Origin of the sequence: Rhizobium sp. NZLR10, assembly GCF_019685125.1 — a bacterium.
Taxonomy (GTDB): Bacteria; Pseudomonadota; Alphaproteobacteria; order Rhizobiales; family Rhizobiaceae; genus Rhizobium.
Genome location: NZ_JABDWE010000020.1, coordinates 1 through 20,223, shown reverse-complemented (window position 1 = coordinate 20,223; position 20,223 = coordinate 1). Strand labels below are relative to the sequence as shown.

The window sequence follows — 20,223 nt, the reverse complement described above, 5'->3', positions numbered from 1 at the left end:
ATAAAAACAAAGAGCTAAAGCGCGTCACATGAATCAAGTCTAATCCGACGCGCTTTAGACCCGCGCTTGCGGCCGCACGGCACTCCCTTCAATCGGCCCTACAAAACCTCCAGCACCGGACTTTCCAGCAGCTCGCCCGTCACCACATCGGCAATTCCCCGGTCCGTCTGGTGCGGGCCGACATTGCAGGCGAGCGTTGCGCCGAAGCAGGCCTTGAAGACCCGATAGGGCGGTTTCCAGTCGACGATTTTTTCCATGGCCTTGCGGATGCCGGCAAAGGCCGAAGCGGTGTCCTTTAGCGATGCGTCGGTCACTAGGCCCGAAAGCGGCAGCGGCAGGAGCGCCTCGATTTTTCCGTCTTTGGCGACGGCCATTCCGCCTCCGGCTGATATGACGGCGTTGGCGGCAAGCGCCATGTCGCGCGCATTGCCGCCGAAGACGGTGAGGTTGTGGCTGTCATGCGAGACGGTGGTGCAGAAGGCGCCGCGCCATTCACCCCAGCCGGTGAGGAAGCCGATGCGCGGGGTGCCGTCGGCTTTGCCGTGGCGATGGGCGACGGCGATCATGGCGCTGCCGGCCGGCGGTACGACGAACCCGTCTCTGACCTCTGTCTCCGCCTCACCCCATTGCGTGAAACGCGGGCGGTCGATGGTGGCGACACGGACGCGCTCGCAGCTCGACGGAATGCGGAAATCATCTTCGGCAAATTGCGGGAGCTTCACCGAATTTTCAAGCGGCGCCGGATCGAGCTGCTGGATGTCAACCTGCATGCTGCCGTTGCGGGCGACGACGCGACCGCTTGAGATGACCAGCCGCGACCGGAATTCCGTAAGGTCCTCGAAGAGCACGATATCGGCGCGGCGGCCGGGGGCGATGAGGCCGAGATCGGATCGCTTCAGCCGCTGTGCGGCGTTGAAGGTTGCGGCACGGATCGCCCACTCCGGCTTCATTCCGTAGCGCACCATCCGGCGGGCGACGTCGTCAAGGCCGCCGCCTTCGTAGAGTTCATCGGGAAAGACGTCGTCTGTGCAGAGTGTCACGGTCGGGGGCAGGTGGCCGAGACCATTCAGCACCTCGACGAATTCCTGGAGCAGATGGTCGTGCGATCCGCGCAGCTCGATCGTCAAGCCGGCGGCAAGCTTGGCCGCGAGGTCGCCGCCGGAAGTGAGTTCGTGGTCGGACGTGATGCCCGAGGCCATGAAGGCGTTGAGTTCGGGGCCTTTGAGGCCGCGGGCATGACCGCAGACGAGCTTGCCGGAGGCAAGGCCGGTATTGACGATGGCCATCATGCGCGGATCGTCGTCGATGACGCCACGCATGTTCATCACCTCGGCGACGCCGCCGACGGCGGAGGAGCGCAGTATCTCGGCGATGACGGAGGCATCGAAATCGGCGCCGGCAAGTTCCAGGCCGGGCGCCGACGGCACGCAGGAGGGAGCGAGCAGGATCATGCGCAGCGGCAGGCAGCGTGCCGCCTCGATCGCCCAGCGCACACCGTCAAGGCCATGGACATTGGCGAATTCATGCGGATCCCAAACGACCGTGGTGACGCCGCGCGCCAGCACGGCGCTCGCATATTCCGCCGGTGTCACCATCGAACTTTCGACATGCATGTGGGTGTCGATCAGACCGGGTGTTGCGATGCCGCCTGCCGCATCGATGATCTCGACCGCATCCGTGCGGCTTGCCGAGGTGTGGACGCTCGCAATCAGGGCGCCAACGAGGCCGATATCGGCCTCGCGGATCAGGCCCGTCACCGCGTCGAGCAGCCGGCCGCCGGTAATTAGCATATCGAAGGGAGCATCACCGCGTGCGGCGGCGACGGCCCGCGCGCGCATGGTGGGATCGTTGAGATCGCCGGGTTCCTGGTGAGGGATGGCGTTCATTTCCGGGCCTCGTTGACCAGGGCTTCAAGGATAATGACACGCGCCCTGTCGGCATCGATGTCGGCGGCAAACTGGGCATTGAAGGCTGCATGCGTGGCGCGGGTCTCGACGACGGTGCGGCCACGGGTCAAGGCGCCCTGCAGTTCGACGTCGATACGCGCGGGCCGGAAGCTGACGACATCGGCAGCGACGAAGGCGACGGCGGCTGTGGGATCGTAGATCGCCATGCCCGGGCGGCCGCGGCTGGTGCCGATGCGGATATAACCCGAAAACATATCGGCGATCAGATCGGCATTGGCGCCGCCGGCATCGCGCACCGGCTCGGCATCCTCCGGCCTTGCCAGCACCTTGCGGCAGAGATCGAGATCGACCATGCGCAGCGGCAGGCCATGGGCGATGACGATCGACAGGGCCTCGGGATCGGCGAGCGCGTTGAACTCGGCAGACGCCGTATGGTTGCCTGAGGTGACGCCGCCGCCCATCCAGACGAGTTCGCTGATACGGGCGGCAAGATCGGGGCGAGCGAGCGCCACGGCGGCGATATTGGTGAGGGGCCCGAGCGCCAGCATACGGTGCTGGCCCTGATCTTCCAACCACCGGCAAAGCGCTGCAAAGGCATCGCTTTCAGCAAGAGCGGGGGCCTCCGGCAGGCTCCTGCCGATGGTCGGGATGCCGGTTTCGCCGAGGATCGCCTGAGCGGTTTCGAGCTTGCCGAGAACAGGCATGGCGCGACCGGTGTGGATCGGGAATTTCCAGCCGAAGGCAATGGCAGCGGAGGCGGCATTGGTTTTCACCTGCGGCAGTGGCGTATTGCCGAAGACCAGCGATACGCCGTCGATGTCAAATTCCGATTGACCCACCACCAGAATGGCGGCGATGTCGTCGAAGCCCATGTCGGTGTCGATCCAGACGCCCATGATCTCACCCGAACCGCTTGAGGCTGGCCGCGCCGGCAACCGGCAGGTCGAAGGCGAGCGCGCTGCCGATCTCATGCGGCGGCAGACCGGCATCAATCTCGGCCTTGATCGGGCCGAGCGCGGTATCGAGGAGATATTCGCGTGTGTTGCCTGCGAAAGACGTGCCGCGCACGGTGCCTTGAAAGGTGCCCGAGCCGAGGATCACTTTGCGTGGCCGCCAGGCGAGGCCCGCCGCAGCTTGCGGTGCGGGGCCGGAAAGGGCGATCGGGCCGTTCGTTGTCACAAGCTTTCCATCCTTCAGCGGGAAGACATTCTCGAAGCCGACGAAATCGGCGACGAAGGCAGAGGCCGGATTGTTGTAGATCTCTTCCGGCGTGCCGATTTGTTCGATGCCCCCGTTCAACATCACGACGATGCGGTCGGCAAGCGCCAAGGCCTCCACCTGGTCGTGGGTGACGAAGATCATGGTGACGCCGGTCTCCTTCTGTACCCGCTGCAATTCGGCGCGCATCTCAAGGCGAAGGCGGGCGTCGAGATTGGAAAGCGGCTCGTCGAGCAGCAGAACTTTCGGCTCCATCACCATCGAGCGGGCGAGCGCCACGCGCTGCTGCTGGCCGCCGGAGAGTTCGGCGGGCTTGCGGCGGGCGAAAGCCGACAGGCCGACCGATTTCAAGCCGGAGGCGACACGGGCGTCGAGATCTGCGCCCGAGATACCCTTGAGGCGCAAACCGAAGGCGACGTTCTCATAAACCGTCAGATGCGGGAAAAGCGCGTAGGACTGGAAGACGAGCCCGACGGCGCGCTTGTTGGCCGAGACGCGGGTGATATCGGCTCCATCGAGGCTGATACGGCCGGAGGTAGGCCTCAGCAGACCGGCGATCGCCCGCATCGTCGTCGTCTTGCCGCAGCCTGAGGGGCCGAGAAGGGCAACGAGCTCGCCCTTGCCGATCGTAAGGTCGAGATTGCTGACCGCGACCGTGTCGCCATAGGTAAGCGTCAGCTTGTCGAGTTGAAGATAGGCATCAGACATAGCGCGAGAATCCCAGGAAACGTTCGGCGAGGAAGACGATGCCCATCGAGAGAAAGGCGAGGAGGGCGGAAAGCGCCGCGATCGACGGGTCGTAGGTGGTTTCCATGTAACCCAGCATGTCGATCGGCAGCGTGTGGACGCCGGGACCGGAGAGGAAGAGCGAGACGGGCACCTGATTGAAGCTGGTGACGAAGCCGAGGATGAAGGCGGCAAGGATGCCGCCGCGGATATTCGGCATCACCACGCGGAAAAAAGCGCCGAGTCTGGAGGAGCCGAGCAGGACGGCGGCCTCCTCGATGTCCGAGCGCAGATTGTCGAGGCTCGCCGAGACGACGCGCACGGCATAGGGCAGTACGAGGGCCGTATGGGCGAAGAAGAGTGCCAGCGTGATGTCGAAGCCGAAGGGCACGACGAGATAACGCAGCAGCGACAGGCCGACGATGATGCCCGGCACGATAATCGGCAGCGAGACGATGGTGCGGACGGTCTCGGCCGCGGGCAGCCGGTAGCGGGAGAGCGCGTAGGCGGCCGGGATGCCGAGGACGAGGGCGGCGAGCGTTCCGAACACGGCGAGGAACATCGACATGGCGAAGCTGTCGCGGAAACTCTCGACGGTGAACACCTTCATGACCCACCGCAGCGACAGGCCTTGTGGCGGAAAGGCCAGCGTATCGCCGGCCGATAACGAAGCGGCAATGATGATCAGGAACGGACCGATCAGAAAGACCAGCAGCAGGAAAAGCACGATGGGCGAAAACAGGCGGAGGCTCATCGGCGGTTCCTCGCCGTCGCAAGACGTTTCAGCAGGATGTTGGCCGCAAAGCTCATGATGATCAGAATGAAGGCAATGACGCTTGCCGAGACGAAATCATTGGCGACGGAAACCTGCTGATACAGCAGCGTTTCCAGCATCAGCACCTTTGAACCGCCAAGCACGGCCGGGGTGATGTAGGCGGTCAGCGATCCGGTGAAGACAAGCGTGCCGCCGACGACGAGGCCTTCCGTGGTCAGCGGCAGGATGACCTTCCAGAAGACCTGGAACCAGTTGGCGCCAAGCACGCGGGCGGCGGGGATCGCATCCTTCGGCATGTTCTCGAGGGAGCTGATCAGCGACAGGATCATCAAAGGCAGAAAGAGTTGCAAGAGACCGATGAAGACGGCGGTTTCGGTGAACAGCAGCCGCAGCGGCTCGGCGCTGAGACCCAGGCGCGCTATCGCCTGGTTGACGATCCCGGTGCGGCCGAGAATGACGATCCAGGCATAGGTGCGCGCCACCGGAGAGATCATCAGCGGCAAGGTGACTAGGCCGATCATACGGCCCTTGCCATTCGGCGGCAGGTGGACGATGGCGAAGGCTGCGGCATAACCGATGACCGCCGAGACAGCTGTGACTTCGAGGCCGAGCCGGAAGCTGCGCAGGAAAACGGTGCGGTTCAGCGCCTCAGAGAAGAAACCGGCATAGGCCGACAGCGTCCAGCCGCCGCCGGCATGGAAGCCCTCCGACAGCAGGATCGCGACGGGCAGCAGGAAGACCAGGGTCGCAAAGACGGCTGCCGGCAGGGCAAGCGCCAGGGCTTCTGCGCGGTTCTGGAACATGAGGCGCCTTTCGAGCGGACAGAGGATTGTCCCGGCAGAGGAGCCGGGACCGGTTCTCAGACAGGCCTTATTGGCCGACCTTTTCGTTCCATGTCTTCAGCCAGCCGGCGCGGTTGTCGAGGGCGACGGCGGAGGGGATCAGCTTGAGGCTCTTGGCGGTTTCCTCGCCATAGGTAAGGTTGTTGGCTGCTGCCTCGGAAAGCTTGACCTCGCGGTTGGCGGGGCTGTCGATCAGCTTTTCGGCGAGCTTGGTCTGGATATCGGTCGAGAGCCAGAAATCCATGAACTGCAAAGCGAGGTCCTGGTTCTTCGAACCCTTGGTCAGCACCAACACATTCATGCCGCCGGTCTGGCCCTCCTTCGGTGTCGCCCAGGCGACCGGCACGTCGAGCTTGGTGAAGCCGGCCCAGGAGAAACGGCCGATCGGGGCTGCCCAGATCTCCTCCTGCTGCATCAGCTGCACCAGTTGCGAGGATTTTTCATAGAAGGTGACGACCTCGTCCTTCTTTTCGCCCAGCGCCTCGATGGGTCCCTTCAGATCGGGCGTATCCTTACCAAGGGCCAAGCCCAGCATGTAGAGCGCCGGCGGGCCCTGATTGGTGGTCACGTTCGGAAAGGCTACGTGCCCGACATATTCCGGCTTCAAGAGATCGTTCCAGGAATCGATCTTCATCTTGTCGGACCGATAGGCGATCGAGGTGGCATAGAAGGTATAACCGACGCTCATGCCGTCGCCATTCGGGTCCTTGGCGACGTCGTAGAGTTTGGCAAAATTGGGGAGCTTGGCGGTGTCGATCTTGTCGATCAGGCCGGCGCGCGAGGCGGCCAGCGCATCGGCCATGGAAACGGCGGCAAGATCTATGACGGGATTGGCCTTGTTGGCTTCCAGCTTGGCCAGACGCTCGACGCTGTTGCCGGTCTCGACCACCAGCTTGCAGCCGCATTTGGCCTCGAAGGGATCGTAGACCAGCGTCTTGAAATCGTCTTGTGCAAAGGCATAGACGGAAATGGTCAGCGTGCGATCGGCTGCGGCCGCTCCAAGCGGAGACAGGGCAGCGAGCGCTGCCGAGGCAATGAGAGCTTTTTTCATCTTACGTGTTCTCCATCTCTGAGGTTTTTGGTGCCGGGTGCGCAGGCCCGGATGATTGGCGGACGATCAGCTGCATCGCGACGCGATTGATCTCGGCGGTAACCAGCATGCCTTGCCGCATGCTGCTTTTTCTTATGGTATCCACCAGCGCCGACACGGCAATCCCGGCAATAGCGTCCATATCCATACGAACCGTCGTCAGCGACGGCGTGACGACCGGCGACCAAATGAGGTCGTCGAAGCCGGTGACGCTGACGTCGGCCGGAATGTTGATGCCGGCCTGCTGCAGCTCCGTCAGCGCGCGCAGCGCCTGCAGGTCGGAGAGTGCTGCGAAGGCGGTGAACCCCTGCCTGACTTTTTCGGCGAGACCGAGCGGGCAGCCGCTGCCGCCATCCTGCTCCAGTCTCTCGATCCACAGTGTTTCCGAATGCATGCCCGGGCGCATGCCGGAGCGGATGCCGCCGGCGCGGTCATTCTGGACGTTGGATTCCTGATTGTTGCCGATGATGAGGATGCGGCGATGGCCGAGGCTGGCGAGATGGCCGGCGATTTCGCACCCGCCCTGCCAATGGTCGGCGGCAACGGTATTGCCTGGCGTCGACGCGGTGTCGATAACGGCGACCGGGCAGGCGGCGGCGGAAATGCGAGTGGCGCGGCGGGGAATGATGACCATGCCGTCGACGCCGCGCTCGACCAGCCGATTGATCGCCTCGGTCTGCTTGGCGACATCGCCGCGGGAATCGGCGATCAGCACGCCGTAACCGGCGGCGGAAGCGGCGAATTCGATCGCCTGGGCAATTTTCGGGAACAGCGGATTGGCGATATCGGGCAGCACCAGGCCGAGAACGCCGCTGCGGCCGGTCCTCAGGGCCCGCCCGGCCTGGCTCGGGACATAACCGAGTTCGGCCGCATGCTCGCGGATCCTTTCAACCAGTTGGCCGGATACCCGACCCTTGCCGGACAACGCATTGGAGACCGTGGCGACGGAAACGCCGAGCGACGTTGCTATCCTGCTGAGGTTCGGTCCCGAACGCGATGAAGCCATGATCGACGGCGCTCTTGATTAATCGTTTAATCAAGCTCTACCTCAGCTCTTTTCGCTTGTCGATTCCCAATTCATCTTATGTGAGTTATCCGGATACAAAATTTGGTCGACATGAAAAAAGCCCCGCGAGACGATCGCGGGGCTCTGTACGTCAGACGGCACAAGGCGGCCGATCAGGTTTTCGCGGGCTTCACCACGACAGTGGTGTTGGCTACGGTCGTCTTGCCGCCGGGGGCAAAGCCGCCGCCGACCGCGACGTTCAGCGAGACATAGTCCTTGGCCATCTGCTGGACGGCTGCGGCAAGGCTTGCTTGGGCAAGCGAAACCTGGCGCTGGGCGTCGAGAACGTCGAGCAGCGAGGAAGCGCCGTCCTTGTAGGATGCTGTGGAAAGTTCGAGCGTCTCTTGCGTGGTCTTTACCTGTGCCTGGAGTGCCGAGACCGTGCGGGCGTCACGCCGGACGGCCGAAAGCGCGTTCTCGACCTGTTCGATCGCGGTCAGCACGGTCGATTTCCAGTTGAGATAGGCCGTAGCAGCATCCGACTGTGCCGATTTGACGTTGGCGCGCAGGCGGCCGCCATCGAGAATCGGCAGGTTGAGGGTCGGGCCGAAGGACCAGGGCGACAGGCCGCCATGGATGCCGCGCTGATTAATATAGGCCGGCGAAATCGAGCCGCTGAGCGAGATGCTTGGATAAAGCTGCGCCTGGGCAACGCCGATATTGGCCGTTGCGGCAGCGAGGTCACGTTCCGCTACGCGAATATCAGGACGGTTACGGATCAGGTCCGCGGGGATGCCGGAGGTGATGCTGCCGCGGAACACAGGCTGACCGGCGCCCCTTAGCAGCTCATCGACGAGAGCTGATGCCGGCAGGCCGAGCAACGTGGCGATGTGATGGGCGGAAATGCGGATATTGGTTTCGAGGCCGGGAATTTCGGCGAGCGTCGACTGTACCAAGCCTTCCGCCTGAACGACGTCGAGACGCGAGGCGGCACCAGCTTCAAGCTGGAATTTGGTGAGTTCGTAGGTCTCCTGGCGAGACTTCAGGTTAGCCTTGGAAAGCGCCAGGCGCTGCTGGAAATAGCGGACGTCGATATAACTCGAGACCATGTCCTGCACGAGAGTGAGCTTGGCAACGTCCGCGGATGCGTAAGCGGAATCGAGCGAAGCGAGAGCGCCTTCCGTGCTGCGTTTGTAGAGGCCGAAGATATCGAGCAGCCAGCTCAGCTGTGCTTCGCCGCCGCTGGTGTTGCGTGTGTCAAACTGCGTGCGCAGCTCACCGCTCTGGCCGCTGACCGTGTGCGAGGCGTCGACTGTCAGGTTCGGCAAGCCGCCGGCTCCTGCTACGGTGACGTTGGCGGAAGCCGCATTGATACGTTCGATCGCCTGCTGGATTGACAGGTTCTGGTCGAGGCCGCTCTGGACATAGCCGTCCAGCTTGCGGTCGTTGAACGCATTCCACCAGGCCACAGTGGTGACATCGCCATCGCTCTTGGTGTTGCCCTCTCCGAATTTGGCGGGCAGTGGCATCTCAGGAGGAACATGATCCGGGCCAACAACGCAGCCCGACAACAATAACAATAATGCCGGTGTGGCAATACGAAGAGATACCATTCATTTCTTCCTGTACTCGAGCAAGTCAATTCTTGTCCGAAGCTTCATGCTTCACTAACGGCCGTCGCGCCTCGCCCTACCAAAAAACACCATGCCGAAGCAGTCGGCCGCAATGTAGCAACGAGAACCGCATTATCACAGTGCATTTATATCACACTCCCGCCGCATTTTTTCCGCGTGTGGCAAAGATGCGTCGAATGACGACAAAGAAGGACGGTACGAAGAAGATTCCGAGCATCGTCGCCGCCAGCATGCCGCCGAGAACGCCGATACCGATGGCGTTTTGTGCCGCCGAACCCGCGCCTGTCGCGATCGCCAGCGGCACGACGCCCAGAATGAAGGCAAGCGAGGTCATGATGATCGGCCGCAGGCGCAATCTCGCTGCTTCCAGCGTCGCTTCGTAGAGGCCCATGCCGCTTTCCATGCGGTCCTTGGCGAATTCGACGATCAGGATCGCGTTTTTTGCCGCCAGGCCGATGGTTGTGAGCAGGCCGACCTTGAAATAGACGTCGTTGGCCTGACCGAACAAGGTTGCTGCCGTCAGCGCCCCGAGAATACCGACAGGCACCGCCATGATCACCGAGAAGGGGATCGACCAGCTTTCGTAGAGTGCTGCAAGGCAGAGGAAGACGACGAGAACGGAGATCGCATAGAGCATCGGCGCCTGCGAACCGGAAAGGCGCTCTTGATAGGAAATGCCCTGCCAGGCGACGGTATAACCGCCGCCAAGCTGTTCGGTCAGCGCTTCCATTTCGTTCATTGCATCGCCGGAAGAAATCCCGGGTGCGGAAGCTCCGTCGAGCGGAATGGCGCTGACGGCGTTGAAGCGGGCAAGCGAGGGCGCACCTTTCACCCACTCAGTCCGGGTAAAGGCGGAGAATGGCACCATTTCGCCGTCATTGTTGCGTGCGTACCAGTGGTCGAGATCACTCGGCTGCATGCGGAAGGGCGCATCGCCCTCAACGTAGACGGGCTTGATCTCGCCGTTCAGGGTGAAATCGTTGACGTCGCGGCCGGTGAAGATGATCGACAGCATCGAATTGACCGCAGCGATGTCGACGCCCATCGCACCGATCTTTTCCTGATCGAGCACGATTCGCATCTGCGGCTCGACTTCCTTGTTGCTGCTGCGCAGCGCCACGATCTTGCCCGAGGTGTTGCCCATCTGGATCAGCCGCTTGGAGGCGGCCGTCAGGGCGTCATTGCCGTGGCCGCCGGTATCGACGAGATACATGGAGAAGCCGCTCGACACGCCGAGGCCCTGGATCGCCGGCGGCAGAAGCGCGAAAACCTGCGCCTCGCGGATCTTGAAGAAACTGCCAAGCGCACGGTTGACGACTGACTGGGCGCTCAGCACCGGATCGGTACGCTGCGAGAAATCCTTGAGCTTGGTGAAGACGATGGCGCTGTTCTGGCCGGAGCCGTTAAAGCCGAAGCCGAGCGCGCCGAACACGGATTCGACCGCATCCTTCTCATTTTCCCGATAGTACTTCTCGACCTTTTCGACAACCGCCTGGGTCTGCTGAGTGGTCGAGCCCGGCGGCGTGGTGACGATGGTCAGCAGCACGCCCTGGTCCTCCTGCGGCAAGAACGAGCTCGGCAGGCGGGTGAAGAGATAGGCGCAGCCGGCGCCGACGAGCAGGAAGACCAGCATGACGCGTATCGGCCGCTTCAAGAGATAGCCGATGGTGCTGACATAGCCGTTGGTCGAGCGCGTGAAGTTGCGGTTGAACCAGTCGCCGACGCGGTGTTTCCTGTGTTCGCCGACCGGCTTCAGCATCGTGGCGCAAAGTGCGGGCGTCAGCACGAGGGCGACGAGCGCCGACAGCAGCATGGCCGAGACGATGGTGATCGAGAACTGACGATAGATGATGCCGGTCGAACCACCAAAGAAAGCCATCGGAATGAAGACGGCGGTGAGGACGAGGGCGATGCCAACAATGGCGCCGGTGATTTCGCCCATCGACTTTTCCGTCGCCTCGAGCGGCGAAAGCTTCTCTTCGGACATGATGCGTTCGACGTTTTCGACGACGACGATGGCGTCGTCGACGAGAAGGCCGATCGCCAGCACCATCGCGAACATCGTCAACGTATTGATCGAATAGCCGGTGACCGCCAGCACCCCGAAGGTGCCGAGCAGGACGACGGGAACGGCAATCGTCGGGATCAGCGTAGCCCGCAGGTTCTGCAAGAAGATAAGAAGGACCACGAAAACGAGCACGATCGCCTCGATCAGCGTGTGCACCACCTTTTCGATAGACAGCTCGACAAAGGGCGTCGTGTCGTAGGGATAGGTGATTTCCACACCGGCGGGCAGGCCGCGGCCGATGACAGCGAGGGCAGAGCGCACGCGGGCGGCGGTATCGATGGCGTTGGCGCCGATCGCCAGATTGACGGCAAAACCGGTCGAGGGCTGGCCATTGTAGCGCGAATTGCCGCCGTAGCTTTCCTGGCCGATCTCGATGCGCGAGACATCGCCTAAGCGCACCGTCGCGCCATCCTTTTCGACCTTCAGGATGATGTGCTCAAAATCGGCGACGGTGGTCAGCTGACTTTGCGCAGTGATGGTAACGTTGATCTGCTGGCCGGGGATCGCCGGCTGGGCACCGAGCGAACCGACCGAGACCTGGGTGTTCTGCGCCTGGATGGCTGCGGTGACGTCGCTCGGCGTCAACTGGTATTTCAGCAGCTTGAAGGGGTCGAGCCAGACGCGCATGGCGTATCCTGAGCCGAAGACGTTGATGCTGCCGACGCCTTCCAGGCGCTGGATCTGGTCCTCGATCGAGGTCGACACGATGTTGCCGAGGTCGACCGAATTGCGCTTGCCGTCGGTGGAAACGAGCGAGCCGACGAGAAGAATGCTCGAGGTCGAGCGGGTGACGCTGATCCCGGCATCGATGACGTCGCTCGGAAGCTGCGACTGAACCAGCTGCAGCTTGTTCTGCACCTGTACCTGGGCGATATCAGGGTCGGCACTCGTCCCGAAGGTCAGCTGGATGCTGGCCGAACCCGTCGACGAGGTTGAGGTCATATAGGTGAGATCGTCGAGGCCGGTCATGCCGTCCTCGATAATCGTCGTCACCGATTTCTCGACGGTCTCAGCACTCGCGCCCCGATAGGTGGCATTGATACGGACCGTCGTCGGCGCGATGTCGGGATATTGCGAGATCGACAGGGTGGAGATCGCCAGCAGGCCGGCGAGCATGATGGTGATCGCAATGACCCAGGCGAAAATCGGACGTCGGATGAAAAACTTGGCCATCGGTTGTTCCTGTGCGGCTGAGACGGTGACGTAGGGGCTCGAAGCGATTACTTCGCTGCGGGCTTCTGTGCGTCACCGGCCGCGGGCTGCTCGGCAGCCACGACCACGCCGTTGTCGGTGATCTTCATCGGAACCGGCTTCACCGGCATGCCTGAGGTGATCGATTGCAGGCCACTGACGATCAGCTGATCGCCGTCCTTGATGCCTTCGGTCACGAGCCAGGAATTGTTGGAGGGCGAGCTGTTCTCGAAAGCGCGGGTTTCGACCTTGCCATCGGCGGAAACGAACTGTGCCGTCAGCCGGCCATTGGCATCACGGCTCGTCGCCAGCTGCGGCAGCGCATAACCCGCCTCGGCGCCGAGTTCGACGGTTGCCCGGACATACATACCGGGCAGCACGATACGGTCGGGATTTGGAAAGAGTACGCGGATAATGAAGGTGCCTGTGGTCTCACTGACCACCTGCTTCGACATGTCGAGCTTGCCCTGCTGATTGTATTCCTTGCCGTCTTCGAGGATCAGGTGGAAGACGACATTGGCGGCGCCCTTGATGTCGCCGGCGGCCACCGCATCGCGCAGCTTCAGCAGGTTGGTGCTCGATTCCGTCAGCGAGATATAGATCGGGTCAAGTTGGCGGATCGTCGTCAGCGCCGTCGTCTGATTGGCTGAAACGACGTTGCCGACATTATAGGCCGTCTGGTCGCTGATGCCGTCGAAGGGCGCGATGATTCTGGTGTGGTCGAGATCGATCTGTGCGGCGGACAGCGCTGCCTTTGCCGACTCGACTTCGGCCTTGGCCTGGAGAAGTGTCGTCTTGGCTGTTTCGAATTCGATCTGGGTGGCGCCGCTGCCGACGAGGCGCTGGTAGCGGTCGAGATTGCTTTCAGCGCTCGGCACACTCGCCTCGGCTTTGGAGATTGCTGCCTTCGCCTGCTCGACGGCAGCGATATAGGGCGCATCCTCGATCTGGTAGAGAAGATCGCCCTTCTTGATCTCGCCGCCTTCTTTAAAGGCGATCTCGCGGATGAGACCGCTCACCTGCGGCCGGATATCGGCCGTCTGGAAGGTCTCGGCGCGGCCGGGAAGGATCGTGGTAATCGGGAAACTACCCTTTTTCAGCGTGATCACACCGACGGGCGAGGCCTGCTGGGCCGCGCCGGCACCTGCATTGCCGGCGGGCTTGCTGGCGTTATCGCTGCAGGCTGCGAGCAATGCGCCGAACGCCAGCGCCGAGGAGATGAGGAGGGCACGCCGTATCATTCTGAATTCCCTGTGCGGTGGCAATGGCCGTTCGATCCACGGGCTCGGCTCAGCCGAGCGCAGGCTTATAAGCGTCAGGACTGGTTCGGCATTCAAATGCCATCATCCGAATTTAACAAAAGCTTTACGAAGTGACGTAAGTCAGCAATCGTCACTTAGCAAGCGTTATTTTGCAGTGCGGCATCGACGAAGCCCACGATGTGCTCGGCGCGGTGTACGAGTGTTTCCTTGTCGTCGCGGGCGATCAGGATAGGGTGCAGCACGCAGGCGAGCACGTCTGCGACGGTGCGTGCCGCGCTCTCGGGATCGCGGCAATGATAACGTCCCTCCGCCATTCCTTCGCGGATGATCTCACCGAGCTTTTCTTCGATACGGGCGCGATAACGGTTGCCGGCCTCGAGTTTGGCTTCGATTGTCGAAAGCACCATTTCGAAGATGTAAGGGTTCTTCTGGATGTCCTGCAGATGGCCTTCCAGCAGGCGAAGGACGAAGCGAAGCAGTTGCTCCTTCGGCGGCAGGTCCTGGTCGAAGGCTGCGAAACGCTCGGTCGCATTGTCGAGATGGCGCCCGGCGATCGCATCGATCAGCGCGACCTTGGAACGGAAATGCTTGAAGACATTGGCCGGCGACATGTGGAGCGCGCCGGCGATGTCGGCAATCGACACCGCGACATAGCCGCGCTCGCGAAACAGCATCTCCGCCATGGAGAGGATGTCTTCTCGCGTTTCCTCGGCCTTGCGTCTCGGCCTTCTTGCCATCCGTCCCCCGCCGGGCGAGCCCGATCCTTCTTTCGGCTGATGTTAGCGCGATTGCACGAAATGCAGCAAGCCGGTGATTAGCCAGCCGCTTTCGCACGCCGCCATCTCAGAGGAAGTAGGGGGCGAGGTTCTTTCGGACACGGGCAAGCGGCGTCTCGCCACTATCGTCGGGCACAAAGCGCTGGCCGGTGATCGCCTCATACGCCTTGATATAGACGGCCGAGGTCTGCTCAATCAGTTCAGCAGGGATTTCAGGGATCTCATCCTTATAGGGATCGCAGCGCTCGGCCACCCAGGCGCGGACGAAATCCTTGTCGAAACTTTCCGGACGTTTTCCGGCGGAGAAGCTTGCCGGATAGCTTTCGGCAAGCCAGTAGCGGCTGCTGTCGGGCGTGTGGATCTCGTCGGCGAGGATGATATTGCCGTCGCCATCGGTGCCGAATTCATATTTGGTGTCGACCAGAATCAGACCGCGTTTCGCGGCCATCTCCTGGCCGCGGGCGAAGAGCGCAAGCGCGTATCGCGATAGGGTCTGCCACTGCTCCTTGGTCAGAAGGCTACGCGTGACGATTTCGTCAGGGGTCAGCGGCTCATCATGGCCGCCATCGAATTCCTTGCTGGTCGGGGTGATGACGGGTTCGGGCAGGATCTGGTTGTCGCGCATGCCGTCGGGCAGGCGCATGCCGTACATCTCGCGCTCACCCTTCTTATAGAGTGTCAGGATCGACGTGCCGGTGGTGCCAGCGAGATAACCGCGCACGACGATTTCGACCGGCAGGATGTCGAGCCGCGTGCCGATGACGACATTCGCATCGGGATAGTCGAGAACGTGGTTCGGGCAGATATCCCTTGTCGCCTCGAACCAGTAGCGCGCCGTCTGCGTGAGCACCTGGCCCTTATAGGGAATGCAGGTGAGAATGCGGTCGAAAGCGCTCAACCGGTCGGTGCTGATGATAATCCGGCGTCCGTCCGGAAGATCATAATTCTCTCGCACCTTGCCGCGATAATAGTTCGGCAGTTCCGGGAAATGGGCTTCGGAGAGGATTCGCACGGCGCTCGACTGTCCTTGTGATTGGGTGAAGGCTTCCTGTCGTTTCATTGCCGGGAAGTCAAGGTGGCGCCCAAGTATCGCATCACAGCCAGAACAGAGCCAGGAGAAACAAAGCGAGGCCGTAACTTGTAACGGCAAGTGGCCAGCCGGCGCGCAGGAAGTCGCTGAAACGGTAGCCGCCAATGCCCATTGCCAACGTATTGTTATGATGGCCGAAGGGCGTCAGGAAATCGAGCGAGGCGCCGGCTGCGACAGCGATCAGATAGGCGTGCGGCGCATGGTTGCCGGCTTTCGCGAATTCCAATGCGATCGGGGCCAGGACGATTGCGACCGTCGCGTTGTTGACGAAGGGCGTCAGCGCCATCGCGAGGAAGAGGATCAGAGCAATGCCGAAGAGCGGATGGGTGATCGGCACGACGAGGCTCAGCCAGCCGGCGATGGTTTCGGCCGCTCCGGTGGTTGCCACCGCCTGACCGATCGGGATCATTGCCGCCAGCATGATAATGATCGGCCAATTGAGATCGGCCATCGCCTGGCGGATGTTCAGATGATTGAGCAGGGCAAGCACTAGCACGACGCCGGCAAAGGAAACATCAGGACGCAAGCCGGCCGCGGAGGCGGCGATGCCGCAGGCAAAGAGCGCGAAGGGCCGCCAGGAGAGCGAAGCGGGTTCGCTCGAAGCAGCCGAAGCGAGCGGCAGGCACTCGCTTTCTTCAAGCGCTTCGGCGATCGCTATGCGCGGCCCCTCTAACGTCAGTATATCGCCAATCGACAGCTGCAGGTCGAGGAATCGGCCCTCTATGCGCGGCGCGCGCATGGAAAGAGCGGTGACTGCGACGCCGCGACTGTGAAAGATTTCGAGCGAACGGATCCGCGATCCGACCAGCGTGCTTTCCGGCATGACGACGGCTTCGACACGGGTAAAATCCGGCTGCAGGCCGTGCGGATGGGCATCAGCCATCAGCGCCTGCGCGGCGGCAAGGCCGACAAAGACCGTATCGCCGCCTTCGGCAAGCAGCACGTCGCCGGCTTCGATCACCGATTGGTCGAGCGGTCCGAAGACGAAATTGTCGCCACGGATCAGCGCATGCGGCTTGATGCCGAAACGCGGGGGGCAATCGGAAAGCCGCACGCCGATCAGCGGCGAAACATCGGGGATGCGACGCTCGACGACGATACGGCGCGTGGCCGGAAAGGTCGTCGCCGGCGCCTCGTCGAGATATGGAAACAGCCGTTGCACGCGAAAGGCGATGATAAAAATGCCGGCGATTGCGACCGGCAGGCCAACATAGGCGAAATCGAAAAAGCGAAAGCTCACGCCGGTCGCTTTAGTGAGCGCATCGCTGACGAGCAGGTTGGCCGGCGTGCCGATCAGCGAAACGAGACCGCCGAGCAGGGCTGCGAATGAGACCGGCATGACGAGCTGGCGGCGGGGGATGGCCAGAGCCGTGCCGAGCCGCAGCGCCACCGGCAGGGTGATCGCAAAGGCACCGATATTGTTCATAAAGATGGAGATGACGCCGGTAAGAGAAGAAATGCCTGATATGACCTGGAAACCCGAGGGGCCCGCGGCCGCGAAACGGGCAGCAAGACCGTCGAAGAGCCTGGCGCGCGCCAGCACCTGGACGATCAGCAGGATCTCGACGACGGTGACGACGACGGGGCTGGCGAAGCCCGTGAAGATCTGATCGGCGGGATAAAGGCCGAGTGCATGGCCGGCAAGCAGACCGGCGATCGAGACCACCTCGATGCGGAAGCGATCGAGTGAGAAGAGAACGAGCATCGCCAGCAGAAGGATCAGCAGGGATGCTTGCTCGAACGTCATGCATGGATCCGGTGTTTCATCGACGAGGCGGACTGTAATCGTTCCTCATGCGCTGTACAGAGGTGCCTTCAGGCAAAGATTGGACAATTCCCATATCTCGCATCAAGCTGGCGAAGCCTGCCACCGGCCCGCTGCGTTCCGCTCCAGAATGGGCGTTGCGAAAACGCCGACGGTGCGCGCGATCCATTGCGGTGCGACGGCCGCAAGGCTCTCGCGCCAGCGCTCCGATTGCAGCATCGCCGCACCGATGGCGGCGGGTTCGATGCCGCAGGCCGTCAGCAGGTGAAGACCGGCGGCGATCGAGGCGCCGCTGGAAATGACGTCATCAATCAGAGCGACGCGCCGTCCGGTCAGCAGCGGCAGCATTCGCGGATCGATATAGAGCCGTTTCTGTTGCGTCGGCGTGGTGATCGAGGACAAGGCAACGGAGAGCTCGTCGCGGTACCAGAATTTGCGTGAGGTACCGAGCGGAACGTACCTGCTATGACCGAGCTTCTGGGCCACGGCGGCGGCAAGCGTCAGGCCAAGCGTCGGCAGGCCGGCGACAACATCGATGCGCATGGGCCTGATCTTTTCGACGAGGCTTTCGGCGAGCGCATCGAGCACGGCGAAGCTCGCCTGGTTGACGATCAGCGAGGCGAGGGCGTGATCGCCATCTGCCAGTATGCGGATCGGCAGGCGAAGTTGGCGGCCATCCTCCAGCGCGGCGACATAAAAGGAGGTGAATTCCTGGTCGTCGGGAAAGGTGCCGGGAAGATGAATCTCCTGCCAGAAATCATGCGGCGCCATCGCCATCACATCGGTCAATTGCGTCTCGACCTTTCCACACCGGTTCTACGACGCAGCACCTGCAGTTCCGCCTCGCTCAGCGGACGCACGGCGCCTTTCGCCAGTTCGCCGAGTTCGAGCCCGCCGATTGCGACGCGCACCAGGCGCAGGCATTCGGTTCCGAGTGCCTCCAGCATGCGGCGGATCTGGCGATTGCGGCCCTCGTCGAGCTCGACCTCGATCCATGAATTCCTGTCACCCTGGCGCAAGCGCCGCGCGGCGGTCGCCGTCAGCAATTCGCCGTTGTCGCGGATGCCCGATGTCATGGCGGCGATACCCTCATCGTCCATGACGCCGCCGATCTGGACATGGTAGGTCTTCGTGACATGGGTGATCGGATCGAGCAGGATCTGGGCGAATTCGGTGTCGTTGGTGAACAGCAGCAGCCCCTCGCTTGCCTTGTCGAGCCGGCCGACGGGGGAGAGATGCGGGATGTCAAAATCCCGGAGGCAATCATAGACCGTCGGCCTGCCTTCGGGATCATGGCGGGTCGTGACGAGACCGCGGGGCTTGTTGAGCATCAGATAGATTTTCGCCTCTGCAGCGACAACGAGCCCGTCGACGCTGATCCGCGCAGTTGCAAGATCAACCCATGCGGCGATATCGGTGATGGTGCGGCCGTCGACGGCGACGCGGTTTTCGGCAATCAGCCGTTCGGCCTGCGTTCGGGAGCAATAACCGAGCTTGGAGAGGGCGCGGGGAAGAATGACCCGTTTACCTGCAGCGCTATCGGCGGGCTTTGTCCGCTCACGCGTCTTATGCGGTGGGCGCCGCTCCCTCATCTGACGTCCTTGTCTTGCCTCGTGCCCTCTCTTGGCATGAACGGCGCACGGATACCAGCGACGCAAAGAAAAACGGAGGGAATGAAATGCCGCAAAAGGCCTCAGCGCTTAAGGGCAAAGCGCCGTGGGGGGCTTGCTGGGATCTGACCGCCTCAGCGGCAGACCATGAAGCCGGCCAGTTCCTTGCGGCTGACGACGATGCCGGCGGCGGCCTTGACCGGGTCCGGATGTGTGTATGACAGGCTTGGCATTTCCGGCAGGTCGAGTGCCTGGCGCATATTCATGATGCCGACGGCGTGACGACCATTGGCGCCGTCGACGCTGACTTCGATGATGCAGTTGGCCCTCTTGTTTTCCATGGTAGTCCTCCCTTCGTTTTTTATGTTCCCATAGCTGGCATTAAAAATTGGTTTTTGTAAGACATAAGCGTTTACGCACCCGACCGAAAGACAGATCGGCGGGTGCGTAAAGAACCGGTTGATGCGTGGATGTGGCGACTTAGCGCCACCATTGCCGAGGTTGCGGCTGTTGACTGCCGGACAGCAGATATCCGGCGAGGAATCCGATGGCGCCTGCAAGCGCCAGCGCGGTGGTCGTTGCGGCCGGATGCTCGCGGGCGGCGTCGGCGGCAGCGACGCCTTCAGCCTTGATTTGTGCGACGGCGTTCTTTGCCCGGGGCAGGGCTTCTTCATAAGCCTTGCCGGCGCGGCCGCGCACTTCGTAATAGGCTTCGGCGCCTTGAGCGGAAATCATCTTCTGCAGGCGCGAGACTTCCTGTTGGAGTGCGGCGATGTCCTTGCTGACAGATGCTCTGATATCATCGGTGTTGGCAGCCATGTCGGTCTCCTTCCTTCAATGGGAGAGAAAACACCTCAGACGGAGATAGGTTCCGAAATGCCCGCCGTTGATTTGTGACGGAAATTTAAAGCTCGCCAATTGAGGGCGCTTGATCCTTCATTAACCATAAATTCGCGCAAGCCACTGTTTTTCGTTATCTTTCCCCAGTTGAAAGCGACTTTCCGACGGATTTTTGACCAGACGATAAACAAATTTTCAGGAATCCGCCCCGCGACAGCCCCTTGTGGATAATGTCCACCGACAAAAATGCCAGCCGAATCAGCCTGTTACAAAATTGTCAAAAAACTTTCGGCATGGCTGTTGACTGTTTGGGAGGGTTAGTTCTATAAGCCCACTCACTGAACGAGGGCGGCGGCGCTGCTGGCGACGAAGTCTTTCGTTCTAAAGAAACTCAAGCGGATTGGCGATTGCTGGTTTGTGTTC

The 20,223-nt window shown here is 61.8% G+C and carries 17 protein-coding genes; all 17 read right to left on the bottom strand.

What is annotated here, in order from left to right:
• Window positions 1–98 precede the first annotated feature (98 nt).
• On the bottom strand, window positions 99–1,886 hold the full coding sequence (locus tag HJB82_RS25545) for an adenine deaminase (RefSeq protein ID WP_221141862.1): 1,788 nt from the start codon (window positions 1,884–1,886) through the stop codon (window positions 99–101).
• Entirely contained in the window at window positions 1,883–2,803 is a 921-nt protein-coding gene (locus HJB82_RS25540) for a nucleoside hydrolase (RefSeq protein ID WP_207581629.1), read from the bottom strand. The genes HJB82_RS25545 and HJB82_RS25540 overlap by 4 nt, the downstream gene beginning before the upstream one ends.
• Window positions 2,804–2,807: 4 nt before the next feature.
• Window positions 2,808–3,833 carry an ABC transporter ATP-binding protein gene (locus HJB82_RS25535; RefSeq protein ID WP_207581628.1) on the bottom strand — a complete coding sequence of 342 codons (1,026 nt, stop codon included), beginning with the start codon at window positions 3,831–3,833 and terminating at the stop codon, window positions 2,808–2,810.
• Complete coding sequence (locus tag HJB82_RS25530; RefSeq protein ID WP_207581627.1) at window positions 3,826–4,605, bottom strand: ABC transporter permease; 780 nt, start codon at window positions 4,603–4,605, stop codon at window positions 3,826–3,828. The genes HJB82_RS25535 and HJB82_RS25530 overlap by 8 nt, the downstream gene beginning before the upstream one ends.
• A complete protein-coding gene (locus tag HJB82_RS25525; RefSeq protein WP_207581626.1) occupies window positions 4,602–5,429 on the bottom strand; it encodes an ABC transporter permease in 828 nt (275 codons plus the stop codon). The genes HJB82_RS25530 and HJB82_RS25525 overlap by 4 nt, the downstream gene beginning before the upstream one ends.
• A gap of 67 nt (window positions 5,430–5,496) precedes the next feature.
• On the bottom strand, window positions 5,497–6,519 hold the full coding sequence (locus HJB82_RS25520; RefSeq protein WP_207581625.1) for an ABC transporter substrate-binding protein: 1,023 nt from the start codon (window positions 6,517–6,519) through the stop codon (window positions 5,497–5,499).
• A 1-nt stretch (window position 6,520) separates the two neighbouring features.
• Complete coding sequence (locus tag HJB82_RS25515; protein ID WP_207581624.1) at window positions 6,521–7,564, bottom strand: LacI family DNA-binding transcriptional regulator; 1,044 nt, start codon at window positions 7,562–7,564, stop codon at window positions 6,521–6,523.
• Between the two features lie 173 nt (window positions 7,565–7,737).
• A complete protein-coding gene (locus HJB82_RS25510; RefSeq protein WP_207581623.1) occupies window positions 7,738–9,177 on the bottom strand; it encodes an efflux transporter outer membrane subunit in 1,440 nt (479 codons plus the stop codon).
• 151 nt (window positions 9,178–9,328) lie between these two features.
• Window positions 9,329–12,439, bottom strand: a complete 3,111-nt coding sequence (locus tag HJB82_RS25505) for an efflux RND transporter permease subunit (RefSeq protein ID WP_207581622.1) — start codon at window positions 12,437–12,439, stop codon at window positions 9,329–9,331.
• 47 nt (window positions 12,440–12,486) lie between these two features.
• Entirely contained in the window at window positions 12,487–13,698 is a 1,212-nt protein-coding gene (locus HJB82_RS25500; protein WP_207581621.1) for an efflux RND transporter periplasmic adaptor subunit, read from the bottom strand.
• Between the two features lie 155 nt (window positions 13,699–13,853).
• Window positions 13,854–14,456 (bottom strand): TetR family transcriptional regulator, encoded by a 603-nt coding sequence (locus HJB82_RS25495; RefSeq protein WP_207581620.1) that lies wholly within the window; start codon window positions 14,454–14,456, stop codon window positions 13,854–13,856.
• Window positions 14,457–14,562: 106 nt separating this feature from the next.
• Window positions 14,563–15,507, bottom strand: coding sequence for a phosphoribosylaminoimidazolesuccinocarboxamide synthase (locus HJB82_RS25490; RefSeq protein WP_207584367.1), 945 nt, complete (start codon window positions 15,505–15,507; stop codon window positions 14,563–14,565).
• Window positions 15,508–15,589: 82 nt separating this feature from the next.
• Window positions 15,590–17,332, bottom strand: coding sequence for an SLC13 family permease (locus HJB82_RS25485; RefSeq protein ID WP_221116347.1), 1,743 nt, complete (start codon window positions 17,330–17,332; stop codon window positions 15,590–15,592).
• A gap of 102 nt (window positions 17,333–17,434) precedes the next feature.
• Window positions 17,435–18,121, bottom strand: a complete 687-nt coding sequence (locus tag HJB82_RS25480) for a phosphoribosyltransferase (RefSeq protein ID WP_221116435.1) — start codon at window positions 18,119–18,121, stop codon at window positions 17,435–17,437.
• 14 nt (window positions 18,122–18,135) lie between these two features.
• Window positions 18,136–18,942: a pseudouridine synthase gene (locus tag HJB82_RS25475; protein WP_221141861.1), complete on the bottom strand. Its 807-nt coding sequence runs from the start codon at window positions 18,940–18,942 to the stop codon at window positions 18,136–18,138.
• A 152-nt stretch (window positions 18,943–19,094) separates the two neighbouring features.
• Window positions 19,095–19,301, bottom strand: coding sequence for a hypothetical protein (locus HJB82_RS25470; RefSeq protein ID WP_007631295.1), 207 nt, complete (start codon window positions 19,299–19,301; stop codon window positions 19,095–19,097).
• A 139-nt stretch (window positions 19,302–19,440) separates the two neighbouring features.
• Complete coding sequence (locus HJB82_RS25465; RefSeq protein ID WP_164007994.1) at window positions 19,441–19,779, bottom strand: hypothetical protein; 339 nt, start codon at window positions 19,777–19,779, stop codon at window positions 19,441–19,443.
• Between the last annotated feature and the right edge of the window lie 444 nt (window positions 19,780–20,223).

Bases quoted from the DNA above. Each gene is read 5' to 3' on its own strand.
- HJB82_RS25545 (WP_221141862.1), bottom strand. From the start codon at position 1,886: ATGAACGCCATCCCTCACCAGGAACCCGGCGATCTCAACGATCCCACC.
- HJB82_RS25540 (WP_207581629.1), bottom strand. From the start codon at position 2,803: ATGGGCGTCTGGATCGACACCGACATGGGCTTCGACGACATCGCCGCC.
- HJB82_RS25535 (WP_207581628.1), bottom strand. From the start codon at position 3,833: ATGTCTGATGCCTATCTTCAACTCGACAAGCTGACGCTTACCTATGGC.
- HJB82_RS25530 (WP_207581627.1), bottom strand. From the start codon at position 4,605: ATGAGCCTCCGCCTGTTTTCGCCCATCGTGCTTTTCCTGCTGCTGGTC.
- HJB82_RS25525 (WP_207581626.1), bottom strand. From the start codon at position 5,429: ATGTTCCAGAACCGCGCAGAAGCCCTGGCGCTTGCCCTGCCGGCAGCC.
- HJB82_RS25520 (WP_207581625.1), bottom strand. From the start codon at position 6,519: ATGAAAAAAGCTCTCATTGCCTCGGCAGCGCTCGCTGCCCTGTCTCCG.
- HJB82_RS25515 (WP_207581624.1), bottom strand. From the start codon at position 7,564: ATGGCTTCATCGCGTTCGGGACCGAACCTCAGCAGGATAGCAACGTCG.
- HJB82_RS25510 (WP_207581623.1), bottom strand. From the start codon at position 9,177: ATGGTATCTCTTCGTATTGCCACACCGGCATTATTGTTATTGTTGTCG.
- HJB82_RS25505 (WP_207581622.1), bottom strand. From the start codon at position 12,439: ATGGCCAAGTTTTTCATCCGACGTCCGATTTTCGCCTGGGTCATTGCG.
- HJB82_RS25500 (WP_207581621.1), bottom strand. From the start codon at position 13,698: ATGATACGGCGTGCCCTCCTCATCTCCTCGGCGCTGGCGTTCGGCGCA.
- HJB82_RS25495 (WP_207581620.1), bottom strand. From the start codon at position 14,456: ATGGCAAGAAGGCCGAGACGCAAGGCCGAGGAAACGCGAGAAGACATC.
- HJB82_RS25485 (WP_221116347.1), bottom strand. From the start codon at position 17,332: ATGACGTTCGAGCAAGCATCCCTGCTGATCCTTCTGCTGGCGATGCTC.
- HJB82_RS25480 (WP_221116435.1), bottom strand. From the start codon at position 18,121: ATGGCGCCGCATGATTTCTGGCAGGAGATTCATCTTCCCGGCACCTTT.
- HJB82_RS25475 (WP_221141861.1), bottom strand. From the start codon at position 18,942: ATGAGGGAGCGGCGCCCACCGCATAAGACGCGTGAGCGGACAAAGCCC.
- HJB82_RS25470 (WP_007631295.1), bottom strand. From the start codon at position 19,301: ATGGAAAACAAGAGGGCCAACTGCATCATCGAAGTCAGCGTCGACGGC.
- HJB82_RS25465 (WP_164007994.1), bottom strand. From the start codon at position 19,779: ATGGCTGCCAACACCGATGATATCAGAGCATCTGTCAGCAAGGACATC.